The sequence below is a fragment of the Streptomyces sp. NPDC127108 genome (assembly GCF_042677545.1).
Lineage (GTDB): Bacteria > Actinomycetota > Actinomycetes > Streptomycetales > Streptomycetaceae > Streptomyces.
This window is the reverse complement of the sequence record NZ_JBHXTE010000002.1, coordinates 81,971-97,423: the sequence shown is the minus strand read 5'-3', so window position 1 is coordinate 97,423 and position 15,453 is coordinate 81,971. Positions and strand designations below refer to the sequence as shown.

The following is a 15,453-nucleotide window of genomic DNA, read 5'->3' as shown; positions in this document are numbered from 1 at the left end:
CCTCCTTAGAACTCGATGCGGTCACGGCGGCTGAGCCGCAGCGTGACGATGGACACGATCAGGGTGAGCAGCAGCATCACCACACCCATGGCGCAGGCGTATCCGCTCTTGCTGTACGTCTGGAAGTTGCGCATGAGGTACGTCGAGATGACCTCACTGCTGTGGTCGGGGCCACCGCCGAAGTCCTGCGACGTGAGCGTGGAGATGAGCAGGAACGCGTCCATGGACAGGATGGCGAGGAACACCCAGGCCGTCTGGATGGTCTCCCAGAGCAGCGGCAGCGTGACCCGGAAGAAGGTCTGGAACCGTCCGGCGCCGTCGAGCAGCGCCGCCTCGTAGATGTCCTTGGGGATGGACTGCATGGCGGCCGAGAACAGCACCATGTAGAAGCCCGCCCCGGCCCAGACCATCACGAAGACGATGCACCAGAGCACCAGGTCGGGGTCGTTCAGCCATTCCGTGGGGTTGTTCTTGTCGCCGAGGCCGACGGCCTGCAGCGTGCCGTTGATGAGGCCCGAGTCGTCGCCGCGGTAGACCGCCTTGAACAGGATGGCGAGGATCGCGATGGACAGGACCTGCGGGAAGAAGAAGATGACGCGGTAGAAGGCGGAACCCCTGACGCCGGACACACCGCCGGCTCCGCCGCGCCCGCCGACGTTCACCATGAAGGCGAAGAACAGCGAGAGCAGAATCGTCAGGGTCGGGACCAGGACGAGGAGCAGGGCATTGTGCTGCAGCGCCTTGATGAAGACGTCGTCGTTCGCGAGGTCCTTGTAGTTGTCGAGGCCGACGAAATTGAAGTTCTGGGAGGCGCCGCTCCAGTCGGTGAAGGAGTAACTGATGGTCTGGAGATAGGGCCAGATCACCAGCAATACATAGAGCCCGACGGGAAGAATGAGGAATCCCGCGATGAACGGGTACTTTTTCCGATGCATAACACCCTGCTCCTGGCCTTGCCGTGACCGTGCCGAGGCGGCGCCGGACCCCCGGCCGGGCCGTGGGCGGCGCCCGGCCCGGCCGTGCGCCCCGGCCCCGGCCGGCGGCTGACGACTACTTCCGCTTCGTGTCCGGGTTCTTCTCTGCTTCCTTGTCGACCGCCGCCTGGCAGCGCTCGAGCCACTTCTGGGGCGTGATGCGCTTGGCCATCAGCTCACCGGTGGCGTTCTGGATCGCGACGTCCAGCTCGCCGTACCACTCCGAGTAGCGGAAGTTGAAGCGCTCGTCGACCGGACAGGCGTCGACGGCGGCGAGCGCGGTCTTGATGCCCGGGCGCAGCTGCACGCTCTTGTCGACGTACTCGGGGCCGATCACGGACAGCGAACTGGCCTCCTTGGCGAAGGCGGTGGCGCCCTCCTTGGAGAGCATCCGGCGCAGGAACTCAAGGCCGCCGGGGACGTTCTTCGCCTTGGACGGCACGATGAAGGGCTCGTCGGCGCCGGTGCGCAGGGCGTGCAGCTTCATCTTGGAGCCGGGCAGCAGGGGCAGCGGCAGGAACGTCATCTCGAAGTCGTCGGGCGTCTGCTTGGCCTGCTCGTTCTCCAGCCAGGAGCCGGAGGGGATGAAAACGGCCTTGTACTCGTTCCACTTGGTCTGGGCCTCGGTGTGCTCCAGGGAGTTGGTGCCCGGCATCAGCAGGCCCTTCTCCACGATCTCGTACACCGCCTCGATGGCGCGCTTCGCGGCCGGGTTGCCGACGAAGGCCTTCTTGTCGAGGTTGTCGATCGCCTTGACGGCGTCCATGCCGCCGGTCTTGGCGATCAGGTCCATGATCACGATGTTCATGTAGTACGGGTACTTGCCCTGGTGGGCGAGGCCGCCGATGCCCTTGGACTTGGCGTCCTTCATGATGTCGAGCATCTGGTCCCAGGTCTTGGGGACCTTCCAACCGTGCTTCTTGAAGAGCTTGTTGGAGTACCAGAGGCCCCAGGTGGCATACACGTAGAACAGCGCGTGGAACTTGCCGCCGAAGGTGCCCTGCTCGATGGTGCCGGGCAGCATGATGTCGCGGATCTTCTTGCTCGGGTCGTCGATGGACGGCGCGTCGAGCAGCTGCGTGAGGTCGGTCAGATGACCTTCCTTGTGCAGGGTGTCCAGCTTCATCTTCTTGGAGCCGGAGTCGTCGACGACGTCCGGCGGGTTGCCCTTGTTGAAGCGGGGCTGGAGCTTGCCGGTGACGTCCTGCTCACCGCTGTGCGCGACCGAGCCGCCGTACTTCTTCTCGTAACTGGCCTCCCACGCCTTGGCGTAGGCGTCGCCGTAGCCGCCCTTGAAGATGAAGACGTCGAGGTCGTTGTCCTTGGCGACGCCGAAGGGGTTGTTCTTCGTCTTCTTGACGGTCTTGGCCTTGTCGTTGTCACCGCCGCCGCCGGACGCGCAGGCCGAAAGGAAGCCCATCGTCGGGACGGAGATGATGCCGAGCGCGGCCGCGCGCTTGATCAGGTCACGGCGGCCGACACCGCTCGTTTCGGGCCTGCCGGAGGTCCCAGGGGTGGATCCCATGCTCAAGTCCTCGCCTTCTTCCAGGACTCAGGCGGTGAACCGGATCCTCCCCGGCACCGCGGAGTTGTGAAGCTGGGGCCGTGCGATGGTGCGGGATGTGCGGGATGCGTCCGATGCCGGTGGAACGGCCGCCGCGACTGGTCGGTCCGGGGCGGCCCGGGGAACTCGGACGCCGACAGGTATAGTCCACTCGCGGTCGGCCAAGCAAGATCGAATGCAGGTTTGGGCTGCAGGCTTTTCCGAGTTGAGACCTCGCCGAGACGCACGTGGCGAGCACTCCGCGGGCGATAAAAGTCCGTACCAATACGGAATCGAATCGGGCTTTCTCCCCTGCCGTTCCGGGCCCTTCGGCACAGCCGTCATTTCCGGCACTTCGGCGAACTTCGCTCGGAGAAGGACCGGTTCGGGCACCATGAGTGGTATGCCGCTGGCAATCGGTCACGGTGGCTGATTCGTCGCGGCGCATGGGGGGCTCATGCTGCTGACCGACAACCCGATCCCGGACGCGGACGGGGGACTCCTCCTCCTCGTAAACGAGGGGGATTCCTAACTCACGTCGCCTGCCCCCCGGCGGGGGTACAGGTCTTACACGATCAACACCAGCCGGGTACGAGACCAGCCCGGACCAGCATCACACGGGCGGAGTTCTTGTCTCGCGGTGAGACGGCTCCGCACGCGGTGCAGGTATACGTTCGCGTCGAAAGAGGTAGTGCGTGCTTGGTTCTCGCTCCGCACTGCGCACAGTCCATCGTGGTGTGCGTGGGGTGTACCAGGTGCACGGCGCGGCCGTGCTTGCGGCCCATCTCGACCAGGGCCTTCTTGGTGGCGCCGATCGCGGCGTCGGCGGCCTTGCGGGCCATGGTCGACTTCGCGAGGAACTTCGGCCGGAAGTCCTCGACCGCCAAAGCGTCGTGGTCACGGACAACCTTCTTGGCCCACTTGCGTCCGGTGTCCTGCCGTTGGGCTGCCACCTTGCGGTGGAGTTCCGCGGTCTGCCGCTTCGCTTCGCGGTAGCCCTTCGATCCGGCCTGTCCCTTCAGAGGCTTCCTGCGGGCCATCATCCGCTGGTAGCGGGCGAGCTTCTGCGCGGCCGTCTTGCCGTGCTGGGCATGGGGGAGGTCATGCTCGTCGGACGTGGTGGTGGCGGTTTCCCTGACGCCCCAGTCGATCCCGATCACACGCCCCGTGGCGGGCAGGGTGTCGGTCACGGCGGGGACGACGAACGACGCCCACCAGTGCCCCACCGCATCCCGGTACACGCGCACGCTGGACGGCGGCTTGGGCAGATCCCGCGACCACACCGGCCGTACCACGATCCCGCCCGCGAGCCTCAGTCAGCATCGCCGCGAGCTGCACCGGCCCGCACGTCGCCTTCTCACCGGCCGCCCGGTTATGCGCGTGCACGGCTTTGGACTTGGCGACGCACTCATTCCACACCCAACGCACCCGGTCCCATTCCGCCTCAAGAGCGGTGCGAGCCGTCGCCGACAGGCGCACACGGTACGTATACCGGGCATGCCCGGCCGCCTCCGTGACCGCAGCTGTCGTCATACATCCGAACCTACCCGGGAGCACTGACAGTCGCCCCCCAATGATCTTTACGGTGCCCCTCACCAGCACGCGGGCATCATCATCGGGGAAGACGCCGTCCGCGCCAGGAACTGCGTGCACTTCAGCGTCAACTTCAAGAACCGCCACCAGCACACCGACCTGCAACCGGTGCAGTTCGCCCAGGTGTTCCTCGCGGAGTTCTTCGCCAAGCACCCCGAGGTGTACGCGGACTGCGTGGTCCACGTCGGCCACCCCGCGGGCTGGGACCGCCGCTCCGTCAAGGCCTACCTGCGCCAGCTCCGGGCCATGGACGTGCCGGTGCGCCTGGTCGCCGAGTCCCAGTCGGCCCTGGTGCACGTCCGCGACCGCCGGGCCGAGCGTCCGGGCGACGGCGGGCTCGACCGGGTCCTCGTCGTCGACGTGGGCTCCTCCACGACCGACTTCACCGTCGTCGAGGACCTGGTCCCGCGGAACCTCCCCGTGGGCGCCGAGCTGGGCTGCCGCGAGATCGACACGGCCGTCGCCCGGATCGTGCGCGCGGACTTCGAGGACACGGACTCCGCGGACGCGGCGAAGTTCACGGAGGCCCTGGCCCGGGACGGCGGTGCCCACATGCTGACGCTGGTCTGCCGCCGGGCCAAGGAGGCCCAGTTCACCGGCAAGGACCTGCGGCTGCAGGAGCTGCGGTCCGGCTGCGCCCCCGAGTTCCTGCCGCTGGTCTCCCTGACCGTGGAGCGGCTGCAGTCGGTCGACATACCCGAGCGCGTCGTCCGGGCCCCCGGCGGCTGGGCCGACCGCTTCGCGGACATGCTGACGGAGGTGCGCGGACTGCTCGGCGCGACCGCCCCCGAGCTGGTCGTCCTCACGGGTGGCGGCTCCCGCATGCCCGTCGTGCGCGAGCTGTGTGCCACCGCGTTCCCGGAGGCCGGTGTGGAGAACGCCGCGGAGCCCTCCCTCTCGGTGACCCGGGGGCTCGCCAGCATCGGGCGGCACAGCGTCAACGTGACCCGGTTCCGCCGCGACATCAAGGCGCTCAGGGACCGCCCAGAGTTCCAGGAGGCGATCCGCGTGGGCCTGGTCGAGGCGTTCGACCAGGCCAAGGACTCGCTCCTGAGCCGCCTGCTCGCCCGGGCGGACAGCCTGAACACGGACGACGAGGGGGACCTCGACGCGCTGATCCGCGAACTCACCGGCCTGGACACCGTCCTGGCCGAGCTGCGCGCCCGGCTGGAGGCCGCGCTGATCCCGCTGGTGCTCGGCATCTGCCGTTCGTACGGCATCCGCGACGACCAGTTCACCCTCGACATCACGCTGCCCGAGATCATCGGTACGGCCATCAGCCGCCGCATCCGCGCCCTGTGGCGGGTCCTTCGCAACTCCCAAGGGGCGCTGCGCGTCGCCACCAGGGCGCCGCAACTGGGCCTGATGCGGCTGCGCAGGGCCATGCGCGCCGGGGCGACACCGGCGCAGATGGCCGCGCTCGTCGCCGGGATGGCCGTCATCGTCGCCCTGCCGAAGGGCGCCGAACTCGGCGCCCGGCAGCTCATCAAGACCACCCTGAGCAACGCCGCGCTCGACCCCACCGAGGTGGAGCGCCTGGTCACCGATGTCGCCGAGCGGATCAGCACGCAGATGGACGACCGCGCGCGGGAGGTGGAGCGCTTCCTCCGCTGACGTCCCCAAAGCCCCCGCGAACCCTCTTCAACCCCCTTGACACCACTGCCCACTTACCGCCCTACTGGACCCTGCGCAGCCACTGACAACGTTGTCCGGACAGTTGCTTGGAGGGGACTCAGGGGATGGGACACAGACCTCGGGGACACAGACCGCGCCGGGCCTCGGCCTCGCTCGCGGGCGCGGCGGGGCACCGGCGCCGAACGGCCGCCGCCGTCGGCATCACCGCCCTCGCGGTGCTCGCCGCCTCGCAGGGCGCCGCCGTCGCGGGTCCGGAACGGGCGCCGCGGGCGGACAAGGAGTTCAGCTCCTCGTTCGAGAAGGGCGACGCCCAGCCCGACTGGCTGAACACGGTCGAGACGGGGCCCGACGGCAAGAAGAAGGCCGGCGGGGTCAACGGCGACTTCAGCTCCGGGATCCCGGGGAGCGTGAACGACCACGTCGTGGACGTCCGCGCGAGCGGGGAGAACACCGGCGCCGGGGAGACCAAGGAGAAGCTGGTCGACGGCGAGAAGTCGACGAAGTGGCTCACCTTCAAGCCCACGGGCTGGGTGGAGTTCGAGCTCGACGAACCCGCGAAGGTGGTGACGTACGCGCTCACCTCCGCCAACGACCACCCGGAGCGCGACCCGAAGGACTGGACGCTCCAGGGCTCGACGGACGGCAAGGACTGGAAGGACCTCGACACCCGCAAGGGCGAGAAGTTCGCGAGCCCGTTCACGACGAAGAAGTACGACTTCGAGAACACAGCCGCGTACTCCCACTACCGCCTGGACATCACCGCCAACAACGGCGCGGGCGACGCCCTGCAACTCGCCGACGTGCAGCTCTCCGTCGGCGGCGGCGACACCCCGGCCCCGCCCGCCGACATGCTGAGCCTGATCGACCGCGGTCCCGCCGGGTCGCCGACCGCCAAGGCCCGCGCCGGGTTCACCGGCACGCAGGCGCTGCGGTACGCGGGCACGCACACGGCCGACAAGCGCGGCTTCTCGTACAACAAGGTCTTCGACGTCGATGTGGACGTGCGGCGCGACACCGAGCTGTCGTACCGCGTCTTCCCGTCGATGGCGGAGGGCGACCTCGACTACGACGCCACGAACGTCGCGGTCGACCTGGCCTTCACGGACGGCACCTATCTGAGTGACCTCAAGGCCACCGACCAGCACGGCTTCCCGCTGACCCCGCGCGGGCAGGGCGACGCGAAGGTCCTCTACGTCAACCAGTGGAACGACGTCGTCGGGCGCATCGGCGAGGTCGCCGCGGGCAAGACGGTGGACCGCGTCCTGGTCGGCTACGACTCCCCCAAGGGCCCGGCGAAGTTCCGGGGCTGGCTGGACGACGTGTCGCTGAAGGAGACCCCGCCCGCCAAGCCCAAGGCGCGCCCCTCCGACTACGCCTCGACCACCCGCGGCACCAACTCCAGCGGCGGCTTCTCGCGCGGCAACACCTTCCCCGCGACGGCCGTCCCGCACGGCTTCAACTTCTGGACGCCGGTGACCAACGCGGGCTCCATCAGCTGGCTGTACGACTACGCGCGCGGCAACAACGACGACAACCTGCCGACCGTGCAGGCGTTCAGCGCGAGCCACGAGCCGAGCCCGTGGATGGGCGACCGGCAGACCTTCCAGGTGATGCCGTCGGTGGCGAAGGACAAGCCGGAGGCCGACCGCGCCAAGCGCGCGCTGCCGTTCCGGCACGAGAAGGAGACGGCGAAGCCGCACTACTACGGCGTGACGTTCGAGAACGGCCTGAAGGCCGAGATGACGCCGACCGACCACGCGGCCATGTTCAAGTTCACCTATCCCGGTGATGACGCGAGCATCGTCTTCGACAACATCGAGAAGACGGGCGACACCAAGCACAACGTCGGCCTCACCCTCGACAAGGAGAAGGGCGTCGTCACCGGCTACTCCGACGTGAAGTCGGGCCTGTCCACGGGTGCCACCCGCATGTTCGTGTACGGCACCTTCGACAGCCCGGTCACGGACGGCGGCAAGCTGACGGGCGGCGGCACCACCGACGCCACCGGGTACTTCCGCTTCAAGCCCGGCAAGGACCGCACGGTCTCGCTGCGCCTCGCCACCTCCCTGATCAGCGTCGACCAGGCGAAGGACAACCTGGACGCGGAGATCCCCGCGGGCACGTCGTTCGGCCGCGTCAAGGAGCGGGCGCAGGACAAGTGGGACGACATCCTCGGCCGCGTCGAGGTCGAAGGCGCGAGCGAGGGCCAGAAGACGTCCCTGTACTCCAGCCTGTACCGCCTGTACCTCTACCCGAACTCCGGCTTCGAGAAGGTCGGTTCGAAGCACAAGTACGCGTCCCCGTTCTCGCCGCAGACCGGTCCGGACACGCCCACGCACACCGGCGCGAAGATCGTCGAGGGCAAGCCGTACGTGAACAACGGCTTCTGGGACACGTACCGCACGACGTGGCCCGCCTACTCCCTCTTCACCCCGAAGAAGGCGGGCGAGCTGGTCGACGGCTTCGTGCAGCACTACAAGGACGGCGGCTGGACGTCGCGCTGGTCCTCGCCCGGCTACGCGGACCTGATGACCGGCACGTCCTCCGACGTGGCGTTCGCCGACGCGTATGTGAAGGGCGTCAAGGGCTTCGACGCGAAGGCGGCGTACGACGCGGCGGTGAAGAACGCGACGGTCGCGCCGGACAAGTCGGGCTACGGCCGCAAGGGCATGACCACCTCGCCGTTCCTCGGCTACACCCCGTCCGAGACGCACGAGGGCCTGTCGTGGGCACTTGAGGGCTACGTCAACGACTACGGCATCGCGAAGATGGGCCAGGCGCTCTACAAGAAGACGGGCGAGAAGCGCTACAAGGAGGAGTCCGCGTACTTCCTCAACCGCGCCCGTGACTACGTCCGCCTCTTCGATTCCAAGGCCGGGTTCTTCCAGGGCAAGAACAAGAAGGGCGACTGGCGCGTCCCGTCGGAGAAGTTCGACCCGCGGATCTGGGGCCACGACTACACCGAGACCAACGCGTGGGGCTACGCCTTCACCGCCCCGCAGGACTCCCGCGGCCTCGCCAACCTCTACGGCGGCCGGGGCGGCCTGGCGAAGAAGCTCGACACGTACTTCGCGACGCCCGAGACGGCCTCGCCGGAGTTCGCCGGTTCGTACGGCGGCGTCATCCACGAGATGACGGAGGCCCGTGACGTGCGGATGGGCATGTACGGGCACTCCAACCAGGTCGCGCACCACGCCGCGTACATGTACGACGCGGCCGGGCAGCCATCGAAGACGCAGGAGAAGGTCCGCGAGGTCCTGTCCCGCCTGTACACCGGCAGCGAGATCGGGCAGGGCTACCACGGCGACGAGGACAACGGCGAGCAGTCCGCCTGGTACCTCTTCTCCTCGCTCGGCTTCTACCCGCTGGTCATGGGCAGCGGCGAGTACGCCATCGGCTCCCCGCAGTTCACGAAGATGACCGTGCACATGGACAACGGCAGGGACCTGGTGGTCAAGGCCCCGAAGAACAGCGCGAAGAACGTGTACGTGCAGGGGCTGAAGGTCAACGGCAAGACCTGGAAGTCGACCGCGCTCCCCCACGAGGAGATCGCACGCGGCGGCACCCTGGAGTTCGACATGGGCCCGAAGCCGTCGGCCTGGGGCACCGGCAAGAACGCCCAGCCGGTCTCCGTCACCGACGACGACAAGGTGCCGTCCCCGCGCACGGACGCCCTGAAGGTCGAGGGCGAGCTGTTCGACAACTCCTCGACCACGTACGCGAACGCGGCGTCCGTCGTCCTGCCGGTGCAGGGCCGCACCAAGGCCGTCCAGTACACCCTCACCTCCGCCGACAAGGCCGAGGCCCCGCGCGGCTGGGTCCTCCAGGGCTCCCGCGACGGCGAGAAGTGGAAGACCGTCGACAAGCGCTCCGGCCAGTCCTTCGCCTGGGACAAGCAGACACGGCCGTTCACGGTGAGCGATCCGGGGTCGTACGTGAAGTACCGCCTCGTCTTCACCGGGGGCCGGGGCACCCTCTCGGAGGTGGAACTCCTCCGCTGACGCCCGCCTGATCCCACCCGAACCCCGGCCCCGGCCCGTCGACCCCTCCGTCGACGGGCCGGGGCCGGCCTGCGTCGTCGAAGGTGGACCGCCGGGGACACGCGTGTGGGAGGCTGCGGGCAAAAGGCCCTCCACACCTAGGACATGAAGCGCTTGCGGTACTACGTCTACGTCTCCACCGCCAAGGTGGACATGCTGTACGGGCAGATCCCGCCGAAGCTCCTCAGGCGGCTTGCCGTCGAGGCCAAGGTCGACCTGAAGGTCGTGAGCGTGGCCGTGCAGTCGCCGCGCGCCGAGACCAGCGCGTACGACCGGCTCGACCTCGTGGAGGCCTATCTGGAGCGGGAGTTCGACGTCAGCTGGATGTCGGAGCCCGCCGCCTGGTTCCGGGGGGACCTGGGGTTGCGGATCGCGGGGTACGGCGAGGCGGACAAGCCGACGCTGATGACGGGGCGCGACGGTGACACGGTCGTCGCGCTCATCGGGTCGGCGCACCATCTGATCGGCCATCAGGCGGCTCCCGACATGCACCGGGTCGGCTTCTCGGGACTGCCGTCGATCTTCCGGCTCCTTCAGGACACCCCGCCCGAGTGGGAGCGCCAGTTCAATGTCCGCTCGTGGAACACCATGCCGGATCGAGGGAGCGTGACGTCCGACGTGCTGCGCGTCGCCGAGGCGTTGACGGTACCGCCGATGTACTGCGAGTTCCTGGCACGGCAGTTGATGCGCGGCACCGTGACGCGGGAGGACGGGCGGGAGCTGACGATCGTCGTCGGGACACCGCTGTACGTGGCGATGTCGGACCGGGTGCCCGTGGACGGGGAGGTCTGAGTGGAGCAGGAGTCGTCGCTCGCCGATCTGGTGCGGATGCGCTTGGCCGGGGATGTCGCGGGGCTGTGCCGGGCCACGCGGTCGGAGGTTCTCGACGTCCGACTCAGCGCCACGACGTTCCTCGGCGGCAGCACGGATTCGCCGGAGGCCGTCGAGACGCTGCTCGCCTGCCTGCGGCGCGGGCCGCGGTGGCAGGCCGCCGAGGCCCTGGGGAGGCTGCGGGAGCACCGCGCGGTTCCCGGGCTGCTGCGGATGCTGGCCGCGTCGCGTGCCGCTCACGAGCAGCTGGAGAAGCCCGCCGTCGACGCCCTCGTCGCCATCGGTGGGCCGCAGGTCGTGCGCGGACTCGTCGAGCTGTGCGGCCAGTTGGCGACCGGCCGCGGATACTGGACGGTGCGTGTGCTCGACGCGCTGGCCGCGTTGCGCGCGCCGGAGGCCGTGACTCCGCTCCTCGCCGCGCTCTGGGCATACCTGCCGGGGCGCGCTGAACGCGTGGTGCGGACGCTCGGCGCGATCGGGGACCCTCGCGCAACCTCGGCCCTCCTCGTCCTCGCGCACACCCCCGCCCCCGACAGCCACCTGCGCCGGGCCGCCGTGACGGCGCTGCACGCACTGCCCGACATCGACTGGCCGACCGCGCACCCGTGGCCGTCCGCCGAAACGCTCCTGCACGCCCCGCAGCGCGACCCGGACCCCGAGACGGCACGCCTGGCGACGGCTCTGCTCTCCCGGACGGAGGACGGCCGCGCCCACCTGTGGGAGGTGCTCCGCACGTCGTCGCACTCCCCGGACCACCCCGATGCCCCGCCCCACGCCGTGGCTGCCGTCTGCTCTCACGTAGCGGAACGGCCCGGCCTCTTCGCCGTGCCGGACCCGGGCGAGCACCACGCCCTGCTCCGGCACCACTTGCGCGAGTCACCGGTGCCGACCGTGCGCCGGGCCGCCGCCCGGGCCCTCGCCGCGTACGCGCGCGCCGATGCGAGCCCGGCCCTGCTGGAGGCTCTGAGTGACACGCACATCAGCGACGCCGTGGCGAACGTCATCGCACGTCTCCCCAAGCCGCCGCTCCGGGAACTCCAGGAACTGCTCACCGACACGCACCGGACCGTGGCCCAACGGCGCGGCGCGACGAGAGCGTTGGGCGCCGCCGGGCACACGGCGGTCGCGCCGGTGCTGCTGGCCCTCCTGACGGACGACGCGGCCCCGACGGCGTTGCGCACCGCCGTCGCGGACGCGCTCGGCGCCCTACGGCCCCCGGAGGCCACCACACCCCTCGCGGCCCTGGCCGAGGACGAGGAGGAACCCGGCACCCTGCGCGCCCATGCCGTGCGGGCCCTCGGCCTGATCGGCGCACCGCACACCCTCCCGGTGGTGCTGGCCTGCGCGCGCTCGCCGCACGAGGCGGTGCGGACGCGGGCGGTGGCGGCCCTGGGCGCCTTCCCCGTGGCGGAGGCGGCCCGGGCGCTCGGGGAGATCGTCACGTACAGCACCGAACCGCACGACACCGACACGGGCATCACCCCCGCCGAGCCTCACGACACCCCCGAGCTCGCCCGCGCCGCCCTGCACGCCCTGCGCCGCATCGGCGCCCCCGCCCTGCCCGTCCTCATCGCGCTCGCCGACGGCGTGGACGACCTGAGCGAGGACCTGGCCGACCGGCTCGTCGCGGCGCTCGCCGCCCACCCCGGAGCCGAGGCGACCGCCGTCCTGGTCCGGCTCGCCGCGGCACCGCCTCCGCCGTGGGGCGCCGGGCACGTCAAGCCCGGCGCGGGCAGGCTCTCCACGTTGCGCCCCGCGCGGGAGGCCGCGTCCCTCGCCCTGACCGAGCGCGGCACACCCGACTGCCTCACGCCCTTGGCGCCGCTCCTCGGCCCCGACGCGTGGTTCGGCGCCCAAGAGGCCGCCGTACGCGCCCTGTTGGAGATCGGAACCGGCGAGGCGCACGAGCACGTGCTGGCGTACTGCCGCAGGGCCGAGCACTTCTACGGCTGGCACGTCGAAGCGGTGAACGCGATAGCCGAGGCCCGCGGGGTCGGGCTCGGGCCGTAGGCCGGACGAGACCTCACCCGCCGCGCCGACCCATCGGACAGGCCCTAGTCCAGGCCCTTCTCCGCATCGGCACCCGCCTCGGCGGCACCGCGCCCGCCCATCAGAGCGAAGACGACCAACCCGAGCACCAGGCAGATCGCCGCGAGCCCCCACAGGACCAGGTGGAAGGCAGAGTCGTACGACCGTGACGCGGTGAGCGTCGTCAGGACCGAGCCGTACAGCGCCACCGCGACGGCCTCGCTGCCGAGCCGCAGCGTGTTGAGGAAGCCCGCGGCCATGCCCGCCTTCGCGGGGTCGACCAGGGCCAGAGCCTGGCCGTCGACGAGGCCCGCGGCGAGCGCCATGCCCGCGCCGGTGACGATCATCGGCAGGGCGACGACGGCCACGGACACGTCGGGCCCGAAGACCGTGAGGGCGGCGTCGCCGACGACGAGGGTGGCGAGGCTGGCGTAGATGACGGTGAGCGCGGAGACGCCTCGGGCCACCAACTTGGCGGCGAGCAGCGGGAAGACGAGCATCGGCGCGGTGAGCAGGACCATGATGAGGCCCGCCGCGCCGGTGCCGCGCCCGGTCACCTCCGTCAGATAGGTCGGCAGGTACGTGAGCATCGTGACGAAGCCGAACGATCCGGCGACCGGGACCAGGCACAGCGCCATGAAGCGCCGGTCGCGCAGCAGGCCCAGGTCGAGCAGCGGGTGCGCGCGCCGCTTCTCGACGGAGCCGAAGACGACGAGGGCCACGACCGCCCCGGCGAAGAGCCCGAGCACGCCCGCGCTCCCCCAGCCCCACTGGGAACCCTGCACGATGGCGGTGGTGAGCAGCACCATGGCGACGACGAAGACCACGCTGCCGGGGACGTCGATCCTCGCGCCGGTGCGGGGCGTCGGCGGCACCGCCCGCGCGATGACCGGCACGGCGAGCAGGACGACGGCGAGCGCGACCGCGTGCAGCGCGAACACCCAGCGCCAGCTGACGGTCTGGAGCAGCACCCCGGAGAGCGAGGGCCCGACCGCGATGCCCACGCCCGCCACGGTGCCGAAGAGCGCGAACGCCTTGGCCCGCGCCGGGCCCTCGTACACCGTCGAGAGGATGGCGGCCCCGCACGAGAAGATCGCCGCGCCGCCGACGCCCGCGAGGGCACGGGCCGCGTCCAGCAGGAGCACGCCGGAGGCGAGCGCGCTGGCCAGCGAGGCGACGGCGTAGACGGCGGCACCGGCGGCGAAGGCCCTGACCCGGCCGACGACGTCGGCGACGGAGCCCCAGACGAGGGTGAAGCAGGCGAAGGCGACGTTGAAGGCGTTCACCACCCACTGGAGCGGGGCCGCCCCTGCGTGCGTGTCGGCGCCGATGCCGGGCAGGGCGACCGCCGTCCCCGAGATGGACATCGGGACGACGAAGACGGCGAGCAGGATCGCGACGAGCGGCGCGAAGGGCGGCTTCGGCGCGGCGATCGCCGCGGGGTCGGCCGCGGTGGGCGCGGGCAGCGTCGCCGCCGCGCTGTTCGACGATTCGGGCATGACGAGGGAACCCCCGGGGAGGAAGAAGATCACGGAATAGGTTCGACACCAATCGAACCTGTCCTGACCCTGGCACGCGGCAGAGGTACGATGCAAGTAGAACCTGATGGGACCTGAACGCGAGGAGCAACTCCGTGCCGGACGAAGAAGGCCACCCGCTGCCCGCCGAGATGGACCTGCGCACGGTCCTGCACGCCCTCGCGGACCCCCTGCGCTTCGGCGTGATCGCCGGGTTCCTGCGCGAGCCCGACGGCACCGAACGCACCTGCGCGTCCTTCCAGTTGCCGGTGTCGAAGTCCACGACGTCGCACCACTTCAAGGTGATGCGCGAGGCGGGCCTGCTCCGGATGGTCGACCACGGCAACAGCCGCACGGCGGTCCTGCGCCGCCGGGAACTGGACGAGCGCTTCCCCGGCCTGCTCGGCCTGGTGGGTGCCGAGCCCGCACAGGACTGATCGAATCCGCTCGACAGCGCGCCCGGAGCCTGCCTAAGATCCCCGGCAGCATCGCGTGCCGGTCACCGCCTGGGTGAGGCATGGAGGTGCGGGAGATGCCCACGGAGGCATTCCTTGCCGGTTCAGCTCAATCACACGATCGTCCACGCCCGGGACAACCGGGAGTCCGCCGAGTTCTTCGCGGAGCTGTTGGGACTTGAGATCACATCCGAGTGGGGCCCGTTCATCGCGGTCGACCTGAGCAACGCGGTCACCCTGGACTTCGCCACGATCCCCGCCGAGTCGATCACCCCGCAGCACTACGCGTTCCTCGTCTCCGAGGCCGAATTCGACTCCGCGTACGCGAAGATCAAGGAGGGCGGCCTCGCCCACTGGGCCGACCCGCACCAGAGGCAGCCGGGCGAGTTCAACCGCAACGACGGCGGCAAGGGCGTGTACTTCCTCGATCCGTCGGAGCACGCCATGGAGCTGATCACGGTCCCGTACGGCGGCCTGCCACAGGCATAACCGCTATCGCCGGATTTCGCCCTACCGGGGTGCGGGGTGCCCATGGGACCTTCGTCGCAGGACGTGCGGGAAGGTTCCAGAGCGCATCCCGCACCCGAACGGGAGAACCGAATTGAAGCGATGGACGGCCATACGCGTGTGGCGACCGGTACTCGCCCTCGCGGTCGGCGCGGGCACCTTCCTGGGCACGGCAGGGCCAGCCCAGGCGGCCCAGGACCCACAGGAGGCGGCCGCCTCCGGCTATCTGAACCTGCACCAGTGCGCGTACTACGCCAGCAGCCTCGACGACCACTTCAACTCCTTCGTGACACCGAGCGCGGACGGGCGCTACTCCACCGGCACGAAGAA

At 69.9% G+C, this 15,453-nt stretch carries 10 protein-coding genes and 1 pseudogene; 7 read left to right on the top strand and 4 right to left on the bottom strand.

The genetic code is table 11. The annotated features are described in order from the left end of the window. Window positions 1–5: 5 nt before the first annotated feature. From ACFVHO_RS01945 to ACFVHO_RS01935, 3 genes and pseudogenes are all read right to left on the bottom strand, one after another. Window positions 6–935, bottom strand: coding sequence for a carbohydrate ABC transporter permease (locus ACFVHO_RS01945; RefSeq protein ID WP_385708803.1), 930 nt, complete (start codon window positions 933–935; stop codon window positions 6–8). Between the two features lie 115 nt (window positions 936–1,050). Then, window positions 1,051–2,499 (bottom strand): N-acetylglucosamine/diacetylchitobiose ABC transporter substrate-binding protein, encoded by a 1,449-nt coding sequence (gene ngcE, locus ACFVHO_RS01940; RefSeq protein ID WP_385708800.1) that lies wholly within the window; start codon window positions 2,497–2,499, stop codon window positions 1,051–1,053. A 568-nt stretch (window positions 2,500–3,067) separates the two neighbouring features. Next, window positions 3,068–4,050, bottom strand: a pseudogene (locus ACFVHO_RS01935) (RNA-guided endonuclease InsQ/TnpB family protein); the annotation flags it as partial. Between the two features lie 114 nt (window positions 4,051–4,164). Between ACFVHO_RS01935 and ACFVHO_RS01930 the strand changes: the two are divergent. From ACFVHO_RS01930 to ACFVHO_RS01915, 4 genes are all read left to right on the top strand, one after another. After that, entirely contained in the window at window positions 4,165–5,724 is a 1,560-nt protein-coding gene (locus ACFVHO_RS01930; RefSeq protein ID WP_385708797.1) for an Hsp70 family protein, read from the top strand. A gap of 125 nt (window positions 5,725–5,849) precedes the next feature. After that, a complete protein-coding gene (locus ACFVHO_RS01925; protein WP_385708794.1) occupies window positions 5,850–9,746 on the top strand; it encodes a GH92 family glycosyl hydrolase in 3,897 nt (1,298 codons plus the stop codon). Window positions 9,747–9,890: 144 nt separating this feature from the next. Next, window positions 9,891–10,577 carry a DUF7019 family protein gene (locus tag ACFVHO_RS01920; RefSeq protein WP_385708791.1) on the top strand — a complete coding sequence of 229 codons (687 nt, stop codon included), beginning with the start codon at window positions 9,891–9,893 and terminating at the stop codon, window positions 10,575–10,577. Next, window positions 10,578–12,626, top strand: a complete 2,049-nt coding sequence (locus ACFVHO_RS01915) for a HEAT repeat domain-containing protein (protein ID WP_385708788.1) — start codon at window positions 10,578–10,580, stop codon at window positions 12,624–12,626. It begins immediately after the preceding gene. A gap of 44 nt (window positions 12,627–12,670) precedes the next feature. Here ACFVHO_RS01915 and ACFVHO_RS01910 read toward each other — a convergent pair whose 3' ends face one another. Continuing rightward, window positions 12,671–14,143 (bottom strand): MFS transporter, encoded by a 1,473-nt coding sequence (locus ACFVHO_RS01910; RefSeq protein ID WP_385708785.1) that lies wholly within the window; start codon window positions 14,141–14,143, stop codon window positions 12,671–12,673. Between the two features lie 134 nt (window positions 14,144–14,277). Here ACFVHO_RS01910 and ACFVHO_RS01905 point away from each other — a divergent pair, with 134 nt between their 5' ends. From ACFVHO_RS01905 to ACFVHO_RS01895, 3 genes are all read left to right on the top strand, one after another. Continuing rightward, window positions 14,278–14,598 carry an ArsR/SmtB family transcription factor gene (locus ACFVHO_RS01905; RefSeq protein WP_385708782.1) on the top strand — a complete coding sequence of 107 codons (321 nt, stop codon included), beginning with the start codon at window positions 14,278–14,280 and terminating at the stop codon, window positions 14,596–14,598. A gap of 114 nt (window positions 14,599–14,712) precedes the next feature. Then, on the top strand, window positions 14,713–15,105 hold the full coding sequence (locus ACFVHO_RS01900) for a VOC family protein (RefSeq protein WP_385708779.1): 393 nt from the start codon (window positions 14,713–14,715) through the stop codon (window positions 15,103–15,105). A 136-nt stretch (window positions 15,106–15,241) separates the two neighbouring features. Further along, a partial coding sequence (locus ACFVHO_RS01895; RefSeq protein ID WP_385708777.1) for a hypothetical protein occupies window positions 15,242–15,453 on the top strand: 212 nt, incomplete at its 3' end.

What these genes read in the sequence shown, in the direction of transcription:
- ngcE (WP_385708800.1), bottom strand. Translation starts at nt 2,499, where the DNA reads ATGGGATCCACCCCTGGGACCTCCGGCAGGCCCGAAACGAGCGGTGTC.
- ACFVHO_RS01910 (WP_385708785.1), bottom strand. Translation starts at nt 14,143, where the DNA reads ATGCCCGAATCGTCGAACAGCGCGGCGGCGACGCTGCCCGCGCCCACC.
- ACFVHO_RS01925 (WP_385708794.1), top strand. Translation starts at nt 5,850, where the DNA reads ATGGGACACAGACCTCGGGGACACAGACCGCGCCGGGCCTCGGCCTCG.
- ACFVHO_RS01945 (WP_385708803.1), bottom strand. Translation starts at nt 935, where the DNA reads ATGCATCGGAAAAAGTACCCGTTCATCGCGGGATTCCTCATTCTTCCC.
- ACFVHO_RS01920 (WP_385708791.1), top strand. Translation starts at nt 9,891, where the DNA reads ATGAAGCGCTTGCGGTACTACGTCTACGTCTCCACCGCCAAGGTGGAC.